Source organism: Pantoea sp. DY-17, assembly GCF_019795975.1.
Classification (GTDB): Bacteria; Pseudomonadota; Gammaproteobacteria; order Enterobacterales; family Enterobacteriaceae; genus Pantoea; species Pantoea leporis.
Window position 1 is genome coordinate 162,702 of sequence record NZ_JAIMIG010000005.1, and the last position, 19,784, is coordinate 182,485.

18 protein-coding genes are annotated in these 19,784 nt (G+C 58.3%); 13 read left to right on the forward strand and 5 right to left on the reverse strand.

The window, feature by feature from the left end; all coding sequences use genetic code 11:
- The first annotated feature begins 71 nt into the window (after positions 1–71).
- Positions 72–356, forward strand: a complete 285-nt coding sequence (locus K5Y33_RS20345) for a type II toxin-antitoxin system ParD family antitoxin (protein ID WP_061719305.1) — start codon at positions 72–74, stop codon at positions 354–356.
- A gap of 10 nt (positions 357–366) precedes the next feature.
- Positions 367–612: a type II toxin-antitoxin system RelE/ParE family toxin gene (locus tag K5Y33_RS20350; RefSeq protein WP_233501802.1), complete on the forward strand. Its 246-nt coding sequence runs from the start codon at positions 367–369 to the stop codon at positions 610–612.
- A gap of 68 nt (positions 613–680) precedes the next feature.
- On the opposite strand, the gene glyS is transcribed toward K5Y33_RS20350, so the two are convergent.
- Complete coding sequence (gene glyS / locus K5Y33_RS20355) at positions 681–2,750, reverse strand: glycine--tRNA ligase subunit beta (RefSeq protein ID WP_222234994.1); 2,070 nt, start codon at positions 2,748–2,750, stop codon at positions 681–683.
- Between the two features lie 9 nt (positions 2,751–2,759).
- Positions 2,760–3,671, reverse strand: coding sequence for a glycine--tRNA ligase subunit alpha (glyQ, locus tag K5Y33_RS20360; protein ID WP_008105242.1), 912 nt, complete (start codon positions 3,669–3,671; stop codon positions 2,760–2,762).
- A 347-nt stretch (positions 3,672–4,018) separates the two neighbouring features.
- Between glyQ and K5Y33_RS20365 the strand changes: the two genes are divergently transcribed.
- The 10 genes from K5Y33_RS20365 to K5Y33_RS20410 all read left to right on the forward strand — a co-directional run bounded on the left by K5Y33_RS20365 (position 4,019) and on the right by K5Y33_RS20410 (position 14,507).
- Complete coding sequence (locus K5Y33_RS20365; protein ID WP_101763844.1) at positions 4,019–4,411, forward strand: RidA family protein; 393 nt, start codon at positions 4,019–4,021, stop codon at positions 4,409–4,411.
- The gene (locus tag K5Y33_RS20370; protein ID WP_222234995.1) at positions 4,411–5,382 is read left to right on the forward strand and encodes a D-2-hydroxyacid dehydrogenase; all 972 of its coding nucleotides are present in this window, start codon (positions 4,411–4,413) and stop codon (positions 5,380–5,382) included. Before K5Y33_RS20365 ends, K5Y33_RS20370 begins: the two co-directional genes overlap by 1 nt.
- A gap of 198 nt (positions 5,383–5,580) precedes the next feature.
- Entirely contained in the window at positions 5,581–6,477 is an 897-nt protein-coding gene (locus K5Y33_RS20375) for a transporter substrate-binding domain-containing protein (RefSeq protein ID WP_101763846.1), read from the forward strand.
- Positions 6,478–6,532: 55 nt separating this feature from the next.
- Entirely contained in the window at positions 6,533–8,062 is a 1,530-nt protein-coding gene (locus K5Y33_RS20380) for an amino acid ABC transporter permease/ATP-binding protein (RefSeq protein WP_222234996.1), read from the forward strand.
- Positions 8,046–9,089, forward strand: coding sequence for an alpha-hydroxy acid oxidase (locus tag K5Y33_RS20385; RefSeq protein ID WP_222234997.1), 1,044 nt, complete (start codon positions 8,046–8,048; stop codon positions 9,087–9,089). Before K5Y33_RS20380 ends, K5Y33_RS20385 begins: the two co-directional genes overlap by 17 nt.
- Positions 9,089–10,012, forward strand: coding sequence for an ABC transporter substrate-binding protein (locus K5Y33_RS20390; RefSeq protein WP_222234998.1), 924 nt, complete (start codon positions 9,089–9,091; stop codon positions 10,010–10,012). Before K5Y33_RS20385 ends, K5Y33_RS20390 begins: the two co-directional genes overlap by 1 nt.
- On the forward strand, positions 10,012–11,388 hold the full coding sequence (locus K5Y33_RS20395) for a dihydroorotase family protein (protein WP_222235025.1): 1,377 nt from the start codon (positions 10,012–10,014) through the stop codon (positions 11,386–11,388). Before K5Y33_RS20390 ends, K5Y33_RS20395 begins: the two co-directional genes overlap by 1 nt.
- A 14-nt stretch (positions 11,389–11,402) precedes the next feature.
- Positions 11,403–12,164, forward strand: coding sequence for a GntR family transcriptional regulator (locus tag K5Y33_RS20400; RefSeq protein WP_101763851.1), 762 nt, complete (start codon positions 11,403–11,405; stop codon positions 12,162–12,164).
- A 32-nt stretch (positions 12,165–12,196) separates the two neighbouring features.
- Entirely contained in the window at positions 12,197–13,312 is a 1,116-nt protein-coding gene (locus tag K5Y33_RS20405; RefSeq protein ID WP_101763852.1) for a mandelate racemase/muconate lactonizing enzyme family protein, read from the forward strand.
- A 199-nt stretch (positions 13,313–13,511) separates the two neighbouring features.
- On the forward strand, positions 13,512–14,507 hold the full coding sequence (locus tag K5Y33_RS20410) for an acyltransferase (protein WP_192414326.1): 996 nt from the start codon (positions 13,512–13,514) through the stop codon (positions 14,505–14,507).
- Here the strand turns inward: K5Y33_RS20410 and K5Y33_RS20415 are convergent.
- From K5Y33_RS20415 to xylA, 3 genes are all read right to left on the reverse strand, one after another.
- On the reverse strand, positions 14,492–15,424 hold the full coding sequence (locus K5Y33_RS20415) for a GlxA family transcriptional regulator (protein WP_222234999.1): 933 nt from the start codon (positions 15,422–15,424) through the stop codon (positions 14,492–14,494). The two genes, K5Y33_RS20410 and K5Y33_RS20415, sit on opposite strands and share 16 nt — an antisense overlap.
- A gap of 228 nt (positions 15,425–15,652) precedes the next feature.
- Positions 15,653–17,095 carry a xylulokinase gene (xylB, locus tag K5Y33_RS20420; protein ID WP_222235000.1) on the reverse strand — a complete coding sequence of 481 codons (1,443 nt, stop codon included), beginning with the start codon at positions 17,093–17,095 and terminating at the stop codon, positions 15,653–15,655.
- Between the two features lie 17 nt (positions 17,096–17,112).
- Positions 17,113–18,435 (reverse strand): xylose isomerase, encoded by a 1,323-nt coding sequence (gene xylA / locus K5Y33_RS20425; RefSeq protein ID WP_101763856.1) that lies wholly within the window; start codon positions 18,433–18,435, stop codon positions 17,113–17,115.
- Between the two features lie 345 nt (positions 18,436–18,780).
- Here xylA and xylF point away from each other — a divergent pair, with 345 nt between their 5' ends.
- Positions 18,781–19,773, forward strand: coding sequence for a D-xylose ABC transporter substrate-binding protein (gene xylF, locus K5Y33_RS20430; protein WP_101763858.1), 993 nt, complete (start codon positions 18,781–18,783; stop codon positions 19,771–19,773).
- Positions 19,774–19,784 lie beyond the last annotated feature (11 nt).

Sequence of the window (19,784 nt, forward strand, 5' to 3'; positions counted from 1 at the left end):
TGTAACGCGCATTCCCTGTTGCGCAAAAAAGTGCCAGAATGTAAGAAATACTCTTACACGGGATGACGATGATGGCACGTACCATGACGATCGATTTAGGCGATGAACTGCGCGAGTTTGTTGAATCTCTGGTTGAATCCGGCGACTACCGTACGCAAAGCGAAGTGGTGCGCGACTCGCTGCGCTTGCTGCGTGAGAAGCAGGCTGAATCAAAGCTGGAAAAGCTCAGAGAGTTGGTCAGAGAGGGCTTTGAAAGCGGCCCGGGTAAAGAGTGGGATCATGAAGATTTTCTAAGACGAGCAAAAGCCAGGGTAGGCATTTATGAAAAGGACCATCACGATAAAACCGGAAGCTGATGCAGATCTAATGAAGATCTGGATTTATGGCTACTGGAATTATGGAGAGCAGTTAGCTGATGACTATAGCGCCAGATTCGCTCAGCTCTTCGACAAACTCGCCATGTTTGATTTAGGTCGTAAACGACCGGATTTAGGTCAGCAGATCTATTCGCTGCCTTTCGAACAGCATATTGTGATCTACCGCGCTGAAGTGGATGAAATTTTCATCGGGCGTATCTTGCACCACTCGCAGGACGTTAGCGCCGAGTTTTGAAAACAAAAAAGGGACGATCTCTCGTCCCCTTTGTTTTGTAGCATCGCCATTCATGGCGACCACGCCAATTACTGCAGCAGTGAAATATCCGCCACCTGCAGGAACAGCTGGCGCAGCTGTGCCAGCAGCGTCAGACGGTTAATACGCACCGCCTGATCGTCAGCGTTCACCATCACTTTATCGAAGAAGTTATCTACCGCTTCACGCAGCTGCGCCAGTTCAACCAGCGCATCCTGATAGCGACCTTCTGCAAAGTACGGCTGCAGCTTGTCGCCCAGCGCGGTCACGAAGGTCGCCAGTTGGATCTCTTCGTTCTCTTTCAGCAGGGAAGCCTGCACGCTGTCGTTCAGGGTTTCGGTCGATTTCGCCAGGATGTTCGACACACGTTTGTTGGCAGCAGCCAGCGTGGCGGCCGCTTCCAGCGTACGGAAGTGCGAAACCGCCTTCATGCGCGCATCGAAATCAGCCGGACGGGTTGGACGACGCGCCAGCACCGCCTGAATGGTGTCAACGCTGTGGCCCTCTTCCTGATACCAGGTACGGAAACGGCCCAGCATAAAGTCGATCACTTCATCGACCACTTTGGCGTTGCTCAGCTTGCTGCCGTACAAACGCACCGCTTCTTCGGTCAGCGTTTGCAGATCGAGCGGCAGGTTTTTCTCCACGATGATACGCAGCACGCCCAGCGCAGCACGGCGCAGTGCGAACGGATCTTTGTCGCCTTTCGGATGCTGACCGATACCGAAGATACCCGCGAGGGTGTCCATTTTGTCGGCAATCGCCACGGCGCAGGCCACAGGATTTGACGGCAGATCGTCACCGGCAAAGCGCGGCTGATACTGCTCATTCAGCGCCACCGCCACATCTTCCGCTTCGCCATCGTGGCGCGCGTAGTGCATGCCCATCACGCCCTGGGTGTCGGTGAACTCGAAGACCATGTTGGTCATCAGGTCACATTTCGACAGCAAGCCCGCGCGGGTAGCGTGATTCACATCAGCGCCAATCTGCGCGGCAATCCAGCCAGCCAGCGCCTGAATGCGATCTGTTTTATCACGCAGCGTACCCAGCTCTTTCTGGAACAGTACGGTTTCGAGACGCGGCAGATTATCTTCCAGACGCTTTTTGCGGTCGGTGTTGAAGAAGAACTCGGCATCCGCCAGACGCGGGCGCACCACCTTCTCGTTACCGGCGATGATCTGCTGTGGATCTTTGGATTCGATGTTGGTGACGAAGATGAAATTCGGCAGCAGCTTGCCCGCCGCGTCGTACACCGGGAAGTACTTCTGGTCACCTTTCATGGTGTAAACCAGCGCTTCAGCTGGCACCGCGAGGAACTTCTCTTCGAATTTCGCCGTCAGCACCACCGGCCACTCCACCAGCGAGGTCACTTCTTCCAGCAGGCTTTCGCTCAGATCGGCGATGCCGCCAATTTTCTGCGCTGCCGCTTCCGCATCCGCTTTGATTTTGGCTTTACGCGCGGCGTAATCCGCCACCACTTTACCGCGCTCCAGCAGCAGCTGCGGATACTGATCGGCATTGTCGATGGTGAATTCTGGCTCGCCCATAAAGCGATGACCGCAAATCACGCGATCGGACTCAATACCGAGAATCTTCGCGGGAATCAGCTCATCGCCGAGCAGCAGCGTAACGGTGTGCACCGGACGCACAAACTGCACGTCGCTCGCGCCCCAGCGCATCAGCTTAGGAATTGGCAGCTTGCTCAGCGCGGTAGCCACCATAGCGGGCAGCAGCGCCTGCGCGCTTTCGCCGGTGATGGCAGCGCGATGCACCAGCCATTCACCTTTATCCGTGCTCAGACGTTCGGCCTGCGCCACGGTGATGCCGTTACCACGCGCCCAACCTTCGGCCGCTTTGGTGGCGTTGCCATCGGCATCAAACGCGGCGGCGATAGCCGGGCCACGTTTTTCAACTTCGCGATCCGGCTGCGCGGCAGCCAGCTGGGCCACTTTCAGCGCCAGACGGCGCGGAGCAGCAAACCAGCTCACTTCGCCGTGCGCCAGACCGGCGCTATCAAGTTCAGCGGTGAAATGCGCAGCAAAGGCTTCCGCCAGGCTGCGCAGCGCTTTCGGAGGCAACTCTTCGGTGCCAATTTCCACCAGGAAAGTTTTATCGGTCATGGCTGCCTCTTACTTGTTTTTATTGCACATCGGGAAGCCAAGCGCCTCACGGGACGCATAATAGGCTTCCGCCACGGCTTTCGTCAGGGTGCGGATACGCAGGATATAACGCTGGCGTTCGGTAACCGAAATCGCTTTGCGGGCATCCAGCAGGTTAAAGCTGTGCGCCGCTTTCAGAATGCGCTCGTAAGCCGGCAGCGGCAGCGGTTTTTCCAGCGCCAGCAGCTGCTGCGCTTCTTTCTCATACTGCTCGAAGCAGGTGAAAAGGAAGTCAACGTCAGCGTATTCAAAGTTATAGGTCGACTGCTCCACTTCGTTCTGATGGAACACTTCGCCGTAGGTGGTTTTACCGAACGGACCGTCGCTCCACACCAGATCGTAAACGCTGTCTACGCCCTGAATGTACATCGCCAGACGCTCCAAGCCGTACGTGATCTCGCCGGTTACTGGCTTACACTCGAGGCCGCCAACCTGCTGGAAGTAAGTGAACTGCGTTACTTCCATGCCGTTCAGCCACACTTCCCAACCGAGTCCCCACGCGCCCAGCGTTGGGTTTTCCCAGTTGTCTTCGACAAAGCGAATGTCGTGGATGGTGGGATCCATACCCAGCTCTTTCAGCGACCCAAGGTACAGCTCCTGAAGGTTGTCCGGGTTGGGCTTAATCACCACCTGGAACTGGTAATAGTGCTGTAAACGGTTCGGGTTTTCACCGTAACGTCCGTCGGTCGGACGACGAGATGGCTGCACGTAAGCGGTCGCCATCGGCTCTGGGCCTAAGGCACGCAGACAGGTCATCGGGTGTGAGGTGCCGGCGCCCACTTCCATGTCCAACGGTTGGACAATGGTGCAGCCTTGACGCGCCCAGTAATCCTGCAAGGTCAGGATCAGGCCCTGAAAGGTCTTGGTATCAAACTTTTGCATGTTGAATTCGCACGCGATACGGATCGGTTAAAAAAAGAGTGCGCCAGTATACCCTTTGACCGCGGATTGTGCAGCCGGAAATCCAGGCCAATGCGCAGGCGATTACGGCAAGGTTTAGCGGGCAAAAACAGAACAATAAGAAAATCGTATACGATTCACACTCATCGCGAGCACTCAACATAAAATTTTCATTAAAATCTTACATATCATAAGCTTGATCTATATATCAGCAAATCCTATTACGTGATGAATATCACCTTTTTGACCCAATGGTTAAAAATCGCGCGTTGACACTCGTATAATCGTATACGAAATTGCGGTGAAACAGTTTTGCTTGAGATTTCACCATGAAGATTGCGTTGAGTTATCCCGGCATGAACGCCAGCGACCGCCCAATGGGGCCTGCGCCGCTCTCCGCCGCCGTGCTGCACGAACCGATGTTGTTCATTTCCGGCCAGGTGGCGATTGATCCCTACAGCGGCGAGATTATGGGCAACGACATCGCCAGCCAGACGCGTCAGGTGTTGAAAAACGTCGGCGATCTGCTGAGTGAAGCGAACATGACCTTCGACAACGTGGTCCGCGTCACTGTTTACCTGACCGATCTCAGCACGTTCAGCGCGATGAATGCCGCTTACAGTGAATTCTTCCGGTTCCCCTTCCCGGCGCGCGCCACCGTGGGCATTCAACTCAACCATCCTGACCTGCTGGTCGAGATGGAAGTGACAGCGATGCGCTGATGCATATTCACATCGAGAACGACGCCAGCGCACCGCGCGCACTCCATCTCTCTGTCGAGCAGCTGCAACTGCAACTCGACGCGCATCCGCCGTTGCGCAGCCACTTTACGCTGAGCGAAAACCGCGATCCGGCACACACCGCCGACTTCCTCGCCCGCTGCGACATTCTGTGGAGCGGCCGCAAGCTGGCGCTCGATCAGTTCAGCACGCCGCGTCTGGGTTGGGTGCAGGTGATGTCCGCTGGCGTTGAGCAGTGGCTGGCGCACTGGCCGCAAGGCGTGACGCTCACCAATGCTTCTGGCGTACACGGCGATAAAGGTGCCGAGTTCATTTTGATGGCGGCGCTGATGTTCAACTTCGGCATTCCCGGCTTTCTGCAGGATCAGGCGCAGCGTGTGTGGCGTCCGACCTTTGGCGGCTGCGCACGCGGCAAAATCGTGCTGCTGCTGGGCGTGGGCGGCATTGGCGCCGCAGCGGCAACTCTGCTGACGGCGCAAGGCTATCGCGTGATTGGCGTGACGCGCAGCGGCCAGTGCGATGCCAACGTGGCGCGCTGCATCCGCATTGATGCGCTAGACGAGGTGTTGCCGCAGGTGGATGTGGTGGTATCGACGCTGCCGCTGACGCCACAAACCCGCAATCTGTTCGATCGCCGCCGTCTCGATCTGCTGCCCGCACGCGCTGGTATCGTGATTGTTGGACGCGCCGATGTATTTGATTACAGCGCGATGCGCGAAAAACTCAACGCAGGCGAACTGGCCGGCGCGGTGCTGGATGTCTATCCGCAAGAGCCGCTACCGGCCGACGATCCGCTGTGGCACACGCCCGGCGTAGTGATGACGCCGCACTGCAGCCTTGACGATCACAGCGCCTACCTCGCCGGTTGCCTTGACGTGTTTATCGATAACCTGGCGCGCTTCCGCCACGGACAACCGCTGCGTAATCAGGTTGATCCGGCACGAGGTTATTAAGGGTGCGCTTTTCCCCTCACCCTAACCCTCTCCCATAAATGGGAGAGGGGATGAAGAGATTTTCAGCCCGCACTATCGGCCCCCTCTCATGCTTGGAAGAGGGCTGGGGTGAGGGACCAGCAGCACCCAAACACCAAAGACGTTCATAAATCACAAGGTCATCGCTTTCTCATTCACCAGCATCAGGGGAACCTTATTATGAAATTTGCACGCACTGCTTTGTTAATCTCTGGTCTCAGCGGCAGCTTACTGGCGGGCATCTCCAGCGCCCACGCAGCCAGCACCGATCCCATCACGCCTGCCGCCAGCGACTTCGCGGCGATGGCGCAGTGCAAAGCACTGCAAACCAAATATCCCTCGCTGAAAGGCAAAGATCTGGTCGTCGGCCTCGGCGGCTACACCAAAGGCTTTGAAGCGCCATCGGAAAAAGATCCCAGCATCATTGAAGGTCTCGATCCTTCCCTGTTCGAGCGCATCAGCAGCTGCCTCGGCGCGAAACACAGTTACCAAAGTGGCTCGTTCAACGTGCTGCTCACCTCGATCGCCAGCGGACGCGCGGATATCGGTCCGATGCTGTACGTCACCGAAGAACGCATGAAGCAGATCGCCTTCGTCGCCTCGATGCAGGTGCAGGATGGTTCAGTGCTGGCACAGGGCAATCCGAAGAAAATCAATAGCGTCGATGATCTGTGCGGCAAAACCGTCGCCGCCGCTGCGGGTTCGTACGAAGCCAACAAACTGGTGCCGGAACAAAGCGCCAAATGCAGCGCCGCCGGTAAGCCCGAAGTCAGCATGTTGATGGTGCAGAACACCGACAACAGCATTCAGGCGGTGAAAAGCGGTCGCGCGGACGTCTATCTGACCGAAGCCGGTTCCGCCGTTGCCATCGCCAAAGCGGACAAATCGCTGCAAAGCGGCTTCACCGTGGATCTGCCGATCATGGTGGGCTTCCCGATCGCCAAAGACAACGCCACGCTGCGCGCGGCGGTGCTGGACGCGATGAAGGTGATTCAGGCGAGCGGTGCACAGAAAAAACTGCTGGATTACTGGGGCCAGGGCAGCGCTGCCGAGCGTCCAGTGGTTGCGCGTGGTTAATGCATAAACTCAGCCGCCTCGGTGACTAATCCGAGGCGTTGAGGAGGATAACGCCTTGGATGATTTTCTTAAGTACCTGACTTTCCCCTACTTGTGGGAAGGCGCTGTTATCGCCGTGCAGCTGCTGATTGGCGCGCTGGCGGGCGGCATTGTGATTGGCTTTTTCCTGGCGTTAGCCAGCAGCTCAAAGCACGGGTTTATTCGCGTGCCGGTGAAGATTTACATCTATACGCTGCGCGGCACGCCGGTGCTGCTGCAGCTGATTTTGCTGTACAACGTGCTGCCGGAATTTGGTCTGCGTTTGAGCCCGTTCACCAGCGCGCTTATCGCCCTGATGATCAACGAAACCGCCTTCTGCGCCGAAATCATTCGCGGCGGCATTATGGCGACCGATCGCGATCAAAGCATGGCGGCGCAGGCGTTCGGTTATTCGCGCAGCAAAGAGATGATTCACGTGGTGATCCCGCAGGCGCTGCGCGCCATTCTGCCCACCATGGGCAATGAAACTGTCGGGCTGCTGAAATCCACCTCGCTGGCTTCGGTGGTGGGCGTCAATGAGCTGACGATGCGCGGCCAGGCGATTGTGTCGCAAAACTTCCTGTTTATTCCGGTGCTGGTCGCGTCGGGCGGCATCTATCTGATTCTTTCCACGCTGCTGGCGGGCGGTCAGTGGTGGCTGGAGAAGTTCTACAACCTTGATGAACGTGCGCGACGGGCGCGCGCGCGCCTGGCGAAACTGCCGCCGGAAGCAGACGTGATGCCAATGCAGCTACCAAAACGGCGCTGGGATACGCAAACCGCCGCGCCGGTGCTGGAAGTGAATCAGCTGTGCGTCGACTACGCCGGTAAAGCGGTACTGAAATCGCTGTCGTTAACCGTCCGTCGCGGCGAAGTGGTGGTGCTGCTTGGTCGCTCCGGTTCGGGCAAAAGTACGCTGCTGAAATCGATTCTGGCGCTGACGCCACGCAGCAGCGGCACCATTCAGACTGAAGGCCACTTCATGGGCAGCGACGAAAACGGTCGCGCGCTGGCGCAGCGACATCTGCCGGTGAACCGCGCCAAGTCGGGCATTGGCATCGTGTTCCAGCACTTCGCGTTGTTTGATCATCTTACCGCGCTGGAAAACGTGATGAGCATTCTGCTGCGCGTGCAGGGCGCACAGCCGGAAATCGCGCGCGGCAAAGCGATGCGCGCGTTGAAAATGGTAGGACTCGGTGATTTCGCCGCCTCGCTGCCGCACGAACTCTCTGGCGGACAGAAACAGCGCGTCGGCATTGCGCGCGCGCTGGCGGCAGAACCGCAAATCCTGCTGTTTGATGAGCCGACTTCCGCGCTCGATCCCGAACTGGTGCGCGAAGTGAACCAAACCATGCGCAGCCTGGCGCAAACCGGCATCACCATGATCATCAGCACCCACGACCTCGCGTTTGCGGCGGGCGTTGCCGATCGTGTGGTGTTCCTGCAGGACGGCGCGCTGATTGAAGAAGGCCCGCCGACGATTCTGCAAAATCCGCAAACGCCGGCTTTTGCCACTTTCCTTGAACATGAAAATGCTGCGGAGGCGCCACATGCCAACGCGCTTTGAACTCACGGCACGCGAGCGCCTCGGCGATGCGCTGTTCCGCTATATGCAGGGCCAACCGGCCGATGCGCTGGGTAATGAACCCGATGCCAATCAGCAGGCGCTGCGCCGCTTTCGTCTGTTACCGCGCGTGCTGCAGGGCAATGAAAGCATCGACACGCAGATTTCCCTGCACCAGCAAAACTGGTCCGCGCCGATTGGCGTCGGCGCGTTTGCCGGTGACCGAATTTTCCATGAAGAAGGGGTGCTGCCGATTGCGCGCGCCTGCAAACGTCTGCAACTGCCGCTGGTGATCTCCGAAGAGAGCGTCACAACGCTGGAGCAGATTGGCGCCGAGTACGATCGCTGCTGGCTGCAACTGCGCGCGGCGGGCGATGTCGCCCGTATCAACGCCTTGATCGACCAGGCCGCGCAGGCCGGATTTAAAAATATCGTGCTCACGGTGCTGGCGCCGGTGCATCCGGTGGCCGGGTTACAGCCCGGCGGCTTCTCTATCGGCGACGCCCTGAAACAGCGCGGCTGGCACACCATCGGCGGTACGCAGCCGGGCGTTGCGCCGCTGCCGGCTTTTCCGGTGTGGCGCTGGCAGGAAATTGACGAGGTAGCGGCGCACTGCGCTAATCATCAACTGCCGCTGTGGCTGAAAGGCGTTCTGCATCATGACGATGCGGCGCAGGCCGCGCAGCACGGCGTCAGCGGAGTGATTGCCTCAAACATCGGCCTGCGCCAGAGCGCGCGCTGGGCTATGCCGGTCGATCAGCTGCCCGATTTGCAGGCGGTGACGCGGCTGCCGCTGCTGCTGGATGGCGGCGTACGCTGCGGCAGCGATGCGGTGGTGGCGCGCTGTCTTGGCGCGTCGCTGTCGCTCAGCGTGCGCCCGATCATCAGTGCTTTAGTCGCCGGTGGCGAGAGCGCGGTGTTCGATCTGCTTTCCGGCTGGATCAATGAAGTTACGGCCATTAGTCATTGGTGCGGCGTCAGCGATATGGCGGCGCTGAACGGCAGCTTTATCACCGAGGAGCGCCACTGATGCAGACACTGATTTTCAACCAAGGCGATGCCAGCGAATCCCGCATCTATTACTGCGCGCACTATCTGGCGCACAGCCTCGGCCTGTTCGCCGCACAGCAGCTGCAGGTGATCTTCACCACCAGTGAATCAGGCGGGCATACGGTACAAGGCGGCCAGGTTCCCGCAGTGCTGAATCGCGACGCCGATCTCACGCTGGGCGGCCCGATGGTGGTGATGAAGCATTTTCAGCAGCACGGCGCAGAGTTGCAGTGTTTCTGCGCCTCGGTGGCGGCCAATCCGTGGTTTCTTGCGGCGGCGCAGGCGCAGCCCGATTTTCAGCTCAGCGATCTGCGCGGCAAACGTGTGCTGGATGTCGGTAATGTCGGCACCGCCACGCTGACGTTCCGCTGGCTGCTGGCGCGTCACGGTTTGCAGGATGACGTTGAGCTGATCGCCGGTAGCGGCGATCAGGCGCGGGATTTCACCGCCGTGGCCCAGGGGGCAGCCGATTATGCGCTGCACGCCATGCATATGCTGGCGCCCGCCATCGCCGCCGGACAACTCCACAACATCAGCAGCCTCGCCAGCGTGTGCGGCCACGTACCCTGGAGCGCCTACATCGCCCGCACCGATGTATTGCAGGAGAAAGCCACCGCTTTCGCCGCCTTCTCCCGCGCCATTGCCCAGGCGCTGACGTGGATCGCCAACCATGACGCCACTGCGCTGGCGCAACAGGTGCAGGCGTTTTACCCCGATTATCCGCGCGAGGCGCTGGTGCGCGGCCTCGCGGCCTATCAACAGGCCGGTGTGTTTGCGCCAGATTGCGTGATTCCGCGCGCTGAGTTTGCGCATTTCAGCCAGCTGTTAACTGCTATCGGCTGGCTCGACTCTTCACAGCCGGTGCCGTATGCGGCGCTGGTGACGCAGGCAGGAGCAGAATGATGAAACAGCTGATTATTAATGGTTTGGTGGTGACAGAAACCCGCGCTGAACTGGCCGATCTGCTGATCGAAAACGGCAAGATCAGTGGCGTGTTATCGCCTGGCGCCATCACGCACGGCGTTGACGAAGTGATCGATGCACGTGGCTTGATCATCGTGCCCGGCGCGATTGACGTGCATACCCATTTCACCGGCTCGCACGATTTTCCCGAACAGGAGCTGCGTGAAGGCACACGCGGTGCGGCGGCGCACGGCGTTACCACCATCGTCGAGATGCCGCATTCTCTGCCACCTGCCACATCGCTGGCTAACTTCAGCGCCAAAAAAAGCTGGCTGGCAGACAACTGCTCGGTGGATTACGCCCTGTGGGCTGGGTTAGATGGAAATAACGTGCATGAACTGGCGGCGCTGAATCAGGCCGGTGCGCTGGCCTTCAAAGCCTTCCTGTGCAGCGGCGCCCCCAACGGCGACGCCACCGACGAGAAAGGTTTGCCGCGTCTCGACGATGACGGCCTGCTGCGCGCCATGCGCGAGTTGGCCACGTTTGACGGGCTGATTGGCGTGCACGCTGAGAATCACGAGATTTTGATCGGTGCCGGCAGCGAACAGCGCCGCGCCGGACGCAAAGATGCGCGCGCTCATGCGCTGGCGGGGCCGGAAATTGCCGAGATCGAAGCGGTGGGACGCGTGTTAGCGATTGCCGAAGAGACCGACGCGCGCTGCCATATCGTGCACGTCAGCTCGGCGCGCGCGGCGGAAACCATTGTCGCTGCCAAAACCCGCGTACGCGCCAGCTTCGAAACCTGTCCGCACTATTTACTGCTCGACGAAGACGATTTGGTGCGCATCGGCCCCAACGCGCGCTGCGGCCCACCGATCCGCCCGCGTCCGGTGGTGGATGCGCTGTGGCAGGTGCTGCTGCGCGGCGATATCGACATGATCGCGTCTGACCATTGTCCGTACACGCCCGCACAAAAACAGGCGGGTGAAGCCAGCATCTGGGAGGCGGGCATGGGCCTGACCGGCGTGGAAACCCTCAGCCCGATGTTCTTCAGCGCGGCCCATATTGAACGTGGCGTGGCGCTCAGCGAGTTTGCGCGCATGACCGCCAGCGGCCCGGCCAAAGCCTTCCAGCTGTGGGGCAAAAAAGGGGCGATTGCGCCCGGCTTCGACGCCGATTTGGTGTTCTACGACGCCAGCCAAAGCTGGACGGTGCGCGGCGCCAATTTTCAGGGACTCGGCAAGTGGAGCGCATTTGAAGGGATGCGCTGTCAGGGTAGAGTGGTGCGCACATTGATTCGTGGCGTCACGGTATTCCAGGATGACCAGATGCAGGTTGAACCCGGCTTCGGTCAATTCGTGACCCGACAGGTTTAAACAGGACAAACAACATGGCAGGAAAACCCTCTACCGCTCGTCGTAAAAACAGCGCCCCGCTGGCGCAGGACGCGGCCACCGATAACAGCTGGAATAGTGCGCGTCCGCGCACGCTGGTCGATCACGCCGTGGATGCCATTCTCAGCGCCGCCTCGCGCGGCCTGATCCTGCCCGGCGACCGCATCGCAGAACCCGAGCTGGTGGCGAAACTCGGTATGAGCCGCGTGCCGATCCGCGAAGCGCTGCGCATTCTGGAGAGCCAGGGCATTGTCACCAGCGAGCCGTATAAAGGTATCCGCCTGATGGAGATTTCGCATCAGCGGCTGGAGCAGATTATCGATGTGCGCATCCCGCTGGAGACGCTGGCCTGTCGCCGGGCGATTGAGGCCGGACGCAACAGCGCTGAGCAGCTTAATCAGCTCTATCAGGGCGTGGCGCAGATGCAGGCGATGATGCAAAGCGATAACGTTTACGGTTTTGCCTCCGCCGATACCGATTTCCACCGCACGCTGTGCAGCTTCGCGCACAACCCGGTGCTGAGCAATTTGTGGGAGTCGATTGCCCGTCAGCTGACGGTGATTTTCGGCCTCTCCACCATGGGCAAATCGATGAGCGACATCATTGAGGAGCATCAGCGGCTGATTAATGTCTTTGCCGATGGCGACATCGCCAAAATGACCGACGAGGTTGAGAACCACATCCGCATTCAGGCGCTGGACGTGGATTACGAAACCCTGATAACACAGCGCCGACAGCACCGTTCCGCTCTCGGCTAATTTCGCCTTGCCTTTACACCAGGGAAAACACCATGAAAATCATTAACGTTGAGGCGTTTTACCTGCGCCTGCCAGTGATTGAGCAGCGCACCGACAGCTCTCAGGATGCGCTGCTGATCAAAATCACCACCGATGCCGGCATCACCGGCTGGGGCGAAGTGGATGGCAGCCCGTATGTCACCAAAGCCATCATTGAAGCGCCCTATTCGCACACCATGGTCACCGGCCTGAAGTCGCTGTTAATCGGCGAAAACCCGCTGGAAACCGGCCGTTTATGGAAGAAGATGCACAAAGCCACCCTCTATTACGGCCGCAGCGGCGCGGTACTACAGGCGATGGCCGGCATCGACATCGCCTTGTGGGACATCAAAGGTAAAGCACTCGGCAAGCCGATTGTTGAACTGCTGGGCGGCGCCATGCGCGACAAAATGCGCGTTTACTCCTCCAACATGTTCCAGTTCAGCGTGGAAGAGACGGTCGCGCGCGCGCAGCATGCGATGGATACCGGCCATAGCGGCGTGAAGTTTGGCTGGGAGCCGTTTGGCACTGACGAAGCGCTGGATCTACGCTATCTCGACGCCCTGCGTAAAGCGATGGGCGACGATGTGGATCTGATGCTGGACGTCGGCCACGTGTGGGATGCCAAAACCACCATCCGCCGCAGCCAGCGCTATGAACACCTCAATCTGTTCTGGATTGAAGAGCCGCTGCATCCCGATAACTACGCCGGTTACGGCCAGGTTTCCGCCGCCTGCCAGCAGCATATCGCCGCCGGTGAGCAAGAGTGTTCGGTAACGGGTTTCCAGCGCCTGATAGATGAAGGCGGCATCGATATCGTGCAGATCGACCTGACGCGCACCGGCTTTACGCAGGCAATGGAGATCGCCAGCTACGCGCACAGCCGTGGACGCAAAGTGTGCAACCACAACTTCACCACCGACATTAATACCGCCGCCTCGCTGCATTTCCTGTGCGCGATTGAGAATGCGCTGGTGATGGAGTATTGCGTCGAGCCGGGCGAAATCAGCCGCTCGCTGGCGAAGAATCCGGTGCGCATCGCCGACGGTTACGCGTGGCTGCCGAGCGAGCCAGGCCTCGGCGTTGAACCCGACGAAGCGGTGATCGAGACGTTTTTGGTGCGTGATTAACGGCTGTCACCGCCTAACAACGAAGCACACATTGTAGCGGCGCAATTTATTGCGCGATGAATCGCGCCGCTACGCAGTGCGCGCGAATTGATTCTGGTGTCGAGTGTCGAATAACAGAGTGATCTGAATTACAACGCTAAAGGTTGTTGGCGCGCGGCTCACTGGCTACCCTTCTTCGCAGCCAATGCAAGAGGGTGCCATGCAGCAAAAAATTTACTGGATCGACAACTTACGTGCGGTTGCCTGCCTGATGGTGATCGTCATTCACACCACAACCTGGTACATCACCGGGCCGATGGCGGTAACAGGCCTGAGCTGGGATGTGGCGAACCTGCTTAACTCAGCGTCACGCGTCTGTGTGCCGCTGTTCTTTATGATTTCAGGCTATCTGTTTTTCGGCGAACGCAGCGCACAAGGGCGGCATCTGCTGCGCATCGTGCTGTGCCTGCTGTTCTACAGCGCGGTGGCGCTGGCCTATATCACCTGGCTGACGCCGATCAGCGAAGGTCGATCGCTGCTCAAACTGCTGCAAAGACCGGTGTTCTATCACCTGTGGTTCTTCTTCGCCATTATCGGCATCTACCTGTTATCCCCGCTGATTCAGGTGAAAAGCGTGGCACCGCGCTATGTCGCGATACTGGTGATCGTGCTGGCGGTGCTGGCGAATCCGAATACCGTGAGCCAATCGCTGGGACCGTTCCACTGGCTGCCGGTGAATCTGTATGTCAGCGGCGACAGCATTTACTACCTGCTGTATGCGCTACTCGGGCGCGCGATTGGCTGTATGGAGACCGACAAGCGCAGCATCAGCTGGCTGGCGGGATTAGGCTTTGTGGCCTGCGTGATTGGCATTGCGCTCGGCACCAAACAGATGCTGAAAATCAACGGCGCGTTCAACGATACCTGGTATCTCTACTGCGGGCCGCTGGTGTTTATTGCCGCCATCAGCCTGTTGATTCTGTTCAAAAACACCCTGAATCAGCGCGCGCTGCCGGGGCTCGCCACCCTCTCGCGCTATTCCCTGCCGATCTACGGTTTTCACGCGCTGTTTATCCACTTTCTGCGTACCCATCACTACGACGACATGTCGCGCCCGTGGCTCGATTTGCCGTGGGTGATGGGCACGACGCTGATCGGTAGCCTGCTGCTGGCGATGGGATTACAACGCGTGGATAAGCGTCATCTGGTGAGCTGATCGTCCCAGCGCTGGTGCGCGCGGCGCAGCTGGCGTGCCGAGGAGAATCCGGCGGCCAGCGCCGCTTTCTCCGCCGCTTCGCCCTGCTGCTGGCGTTGCCGCGCAATCACTAAGCGCAGCTGTTCGTGGTATTCGCGCACGCTGATGCCCAGATGCTGGCGGAACAGGCGCGTCAGATGACGCTCGCTGACGTGCGCCCGTTCGGCCAGCGCGGTAAGCGACCAATCATGTTCGGGATGGGCAATCATCACATCCTGCGCGCGATGAATCGCCGGATGCATGTGATTGCGATAGCGCAGCCACGGCGACAGTTGCGGATCGTCGCCGGAACGGCGGAACCACACCACCATTTCGCGCGCCACTTTCAATGCCTGCGGCGCGCCGCACAGCCGATTGATGAGATGCAGCGCCAGATCGATGCCCGCAGTAATGCCCGCGCTGGTCCAGATGCCGCCATCTTCGACGAAAACCCGGTTATCTTTTACCAACGCCGCTGGCGCTGCCGCTTTCAGACGCGGTAACACATCGTGATGCGTGGTGCATTGGATGCCATCCAGTAATCCCGCCTGCGCTGAGAGCAGCGCGCCGGAACAGATGCACACCAGCGTGATGCGCCGATCGGTAATCGCTGTCTGCTGCTGGCGCAGCCAGTCACGCGCTTTCGCGGCCGGTGCGGTGTCGAAACAGACGCGCGAATCGTGTACGCCAGGCACCACCAGCAGGCTGTTATCCGGCAGTTGTGCGGGCAAGGGCGCGATGTCGGCGAGGGTCATGCCGGTGGAGCACAGCACGCTCTGCTGCGGGCCGATGTAGTGCAGCGCGAAGTGGCCGTCGGCCAGCTGCAGGGTTTCAGCGGGGCCAGTGAGATCCAGCGCCATCACGCCGGGAAGCACGAGAAAGAAGACGGACTGCGGCATGGTGAGCTCCGGTTGGGTTTGGTGTGTTTTTTTTCCCCCTCACCCCAACCCTCTCCCGTAAACGGGCGAGGGAGCTGATCGTGCGTATACTCTCGATCGGTTCCCTCTCCTGCTTGCGGGAGAGGGCTAGGGTGAGGGCAAATCAGGCCACTACATTTAACACAAAACCCCAATCATACCCGATAAAAACTCCAACACCCTGCCAAATCCAGCCATCACTCTCCCACATCAGGACATCAACGGCTGCAACTGCTGATACAAGCGCGCAAACACCTCGCGCTGTGGCTGATACGCCTGATGCCGCGCCGCATCCGGTTGATGCCGCTGCGCCAGTTCCAGCGACGGCCATTCGCTCGCCGGATCAACCGCCAGCTGCGCCAGCCGCGCCGCACCCAGCGCCGGACCGACTTCGCCGCCATGACAATAATCCAGCGTTTGCCCGCTGATATCCGCCAGCATCTGACGCCAGTACGCACTTCGTGCGCCGCCGCCAATCAGCATCACGGTTTTCGGCTGCACGCCGCACTCATGCACCGCATCCATGCCTTCGGCCAGCGCGAAGCCCACGCCTTCCAGCACCGCGCGCGCCAGTTCTGGTCGGCCATGCTGATGCGTTAAACCAAAGAACGCGCCCTGCGCCTGCGGATTGTTATGCGGCGTGCGCTCGCCAGAAAGATAGGGCAGGAACCACACTGGCGGCACATCGCTGCGCGCTTTTTCCGCCTCACTTAGCAGTTGCGGCACATCGGCGCAGCCGGTCAGCGCCGCCGCCCAATCAAGGCAGGAAGCCGCGCTCAGAATCACCGACATCAGATGCCAGCGCTGCGGCAGCGCGTGGCAAAAGCTGTGCACCGCACGCTGTGGATTGCTGAGATAGCCGTCGCTCACCAGGAAATAGACGCCCGACGTGCCGAGCGACAGCATGCCTTGTCCCGGCTCAACCATGCCGACACCCACCGCGCCCGCCGCGTTATCGCCACCGCCCGCCACCAGCGGCACGCTTGGCATGCCCCAGCGCGCGGCGACATCTGGCAACAAGGTGCCGGTGATCTGATTGCCTTCAAACAGTTGCGGCATCTGGCTGCGTTGCAAATCGCAGGCGTTGAGCATCTCATCGCTCCAGTCGCGCTGCGCCACATCCAGCCACATCGTTCCCGCCGCGTCCGACATGTCGCTGGCGAACTCACCGCTCATGCGCAAGCGCAGATAATCCTTTGGCAGCAGCACTTTAGCCACCTGAGCAAAAACCTGCGGCTCATGCTGTTTTACCCACAGCAGCTTAGGCGCGGTAAAGCCAGGCATCATCAGGTTGCCGGTGATGCGACGCGAATCCGGCACGCGCTTCTCCAGTTCCTGACACTGCTCGCCGCTGCGCCCGTCATTCCACAAAATTGCCGGACGCAGCACCCGATTCTCGCTATCCAGCAAGGTGGCACCGTGCATCTGCCCGCTCAGGCCAATCGCCTTCACGCCGCTGAGATCGTGCTGCTGGGCCAGCGCCTGCATGGCACGATCGGTCGCCCGCCACCAGCTTTCGGCATCTTGCTCGCTCCATAACGGCTGCGGCCGCGACACCTCCAGCGGCGCACTCTCCACTGCAATCACTTTGCCGTGAGCATCCAGCAATGCCACTTTCACGCCGGAGGTGCCTAAATCGATGCCGATAACCATGCTGCGCTCCTGAAAAGTTAAAAATCAAACAAGTAGTGATTCACCAGATTCTCCAGCTGTTCCTGGCGTCCACTACGATGCTGTGGATTAAATTGCTGTTGCTGCGCCTGCTCCGCCAGAGCGGCTAGGGAAAATTCTCCCTTCAGGATCTGCTGTCCGAACTCGCCGTTCCAGCCGCTGTAGCGCTGCGCCACACGCTTATCCAGCTCGCCATCCGCCACCATGCGTGCCGCGACTTTCAACGCCAGCGCCATGGTATCCATTGCGCCGATATGGCCGTAGAACAGGTCATATTTATCGGTGCTCTGGCGGCGGACTTTGGCATCAAAGTTTAAGCCGCCGGTGGTAAATCCGCCCGCTTTGATAATTTCGTACAGCACCAGCGCATTCTCTTCCACGCTGACCGGGAACTGGTCGGTATCCCAGCCACACTGTATATCGCCACGGTTAGCATCCACCGAGCCAAAAATGCCCAGCGCAATGGCCGTTGCGATCTCATGATGGAATGAGTGCCCCGCCAGCGTCGCATGGTTGGCTTCCACATTCACTTTGATCTCTTTCTCCAGCCCGAACTGCTTCAGGAAGCCATAAACTGTCGCGACATCATAGTCATACTGATGTTTCGTCGGCTCCTGTGGCTTAGGTTCAATCAGCAACATACCGTGGAAACCGATCTTATGTTTGTGCTCCACCACCATCTGCATAAACCGGCCAATCTGCTCGCGCTCCTGACGCAGATCGGTATTCAGCAGGGTTTCATACCCTTCGCGTCCGCCCCACAGCACATAGTTCTCGCCGCCCAGAGTTTGCGTGGCCTGCATGGCGCTGCACACCTGGCTGGCGGCCCAGGCAAAAATTTCCGGATCCGGATTGGTCGCCGCACCCGCACCGTAACGCGGATGGGTAAAGCAGTTGGCGGTTCCCCACAGCAGTTTCACGCCCGTTTCCTGCTGTTTCTCCAGTAATTTATCGGTCATCACCGCGAAATTTTCACGATAGCTTTTCAGCGAATCGCCTTCCGGTGAGACATCCACATCGTGGAAGCAGTAATAAGGCACATTCAGTTTATGGAAGAACTCAAAGGCGACATCGGCCTTTTGCTTCGCCAGCTCAAGCGCATCACCCGGCTTCTGCCACGGACGATCAAACGCGCCAACGCCAAACATATCCGCGCCGTTCCAGCAGAAGGTATGCCAGTAACAGGCTGCAAAGCGCAGATGCTCCGCCATGGTTTTACCGAGAATCACCTCGTCCGGGTTGTAATGACGAAACGCCAGAGGATTGCGGGTATTACTCCCTTCATAACGAACGCGATCAAGCTGGTCGAAATAGGCGTGCATAGTTAGCTCCTTAGCATGAGGACCCGAATGGTCAGCTTTGAGCGGTTATTGTGATGATGTAATTTACTGCTGCTCAATTACGATATTTAACACTCAACGTAAGATAATTATTATTTGTGCGCCAGCTCGCAAAATAATGTCGTTATTTTCATTCAGCCTCTCTTACGTCGTTTTTTCTGAAAGCGTTGAAATATCGATCGCGCTCATAAAATCGCAAATAAACCAAAAAACGTAATAGCCGGATAAAAATCAGTAATTGATGTCATCTGAAACTCAGGGCAACAATTCATCGGCCTGGTTATCAGCCTTACAACGACAACAGCCTCAACCTACAGGATTAATACCATGAACATGAAAAAATCACTGTTGGCCGCCTGCGCGGCTCTGGCCCTGTTTAGTCACGCGGGTAGCGCTAAAGAAGTCAAAATCGGTATGGCTATTGATGATTTACGTCTGGAACGCTGGCAAAAAGATCGCGATATCTTTGTTAAACAAGCCGAATCACTGGGCGCCAAAGTGTTTGTGCAATCGGCCAACGGCAACGAAGAAACGCAGATGTCGCAAATTGAAAATATGATTAATCGCGGCGTCGATGTATTGGTCATCATTCCTTATAACGGCCAGGTTTTAAGTAACGTGGTGGCGGAAGCGAAACGTGAAGGCATTAAAGTGCTGGCGTATGACCGCATGATAAATAACGCCGATATTGATTTTTACATCTCATTCGATAATGAAAAAGTGGGCGAATTACAGGCCGAAAGTATTGTGAAGCAAGTACCAAAAGGTAATTACTTCCTGATGGGTGGCTCGCCGGTGGATAATAACGCGCGCCTGTTCCGTGCCGGTCAGATGAAAGTGTTAAAACCTTATATTGATAATGGCAGCATTAAAGTGGTCGGCGATCAGTGGGTTGATGCGTGGCTGCCGGAAAATGCGCTGAAAATAATGGAGAACGCCTTAACGGCAAACAGCAACCACATTGATGCCGTTGTGGCGTCGAATGATGCCACCGCAGGCGGTGCGATTCAGGCATTAAGCGCGCAGGGACTTTCCGGCAAAGTTGCGATCTCCGGCCAGGATGCCGATCTTGCCGCCATTAAACGCATTATGAACGGCACGCAAACCATGACGGTTTACAAACCCATCACCGAACTGGCGACTGAAGCAGCCAAAATCGCGGTGGAACTCGGTGACGACAAACAACCCGCCAGCAACAGCAAGCTGAATAATGGCCTGAAAGATGTGCCATCGCGCCTGCTGAATCCTATTCCGGTGAACAAAGACAACATTGAAAGCACGGTAGTCAAAGACGGCTTCCACAAGCAGAGCGAACTCTGAGGCGCGAGCCC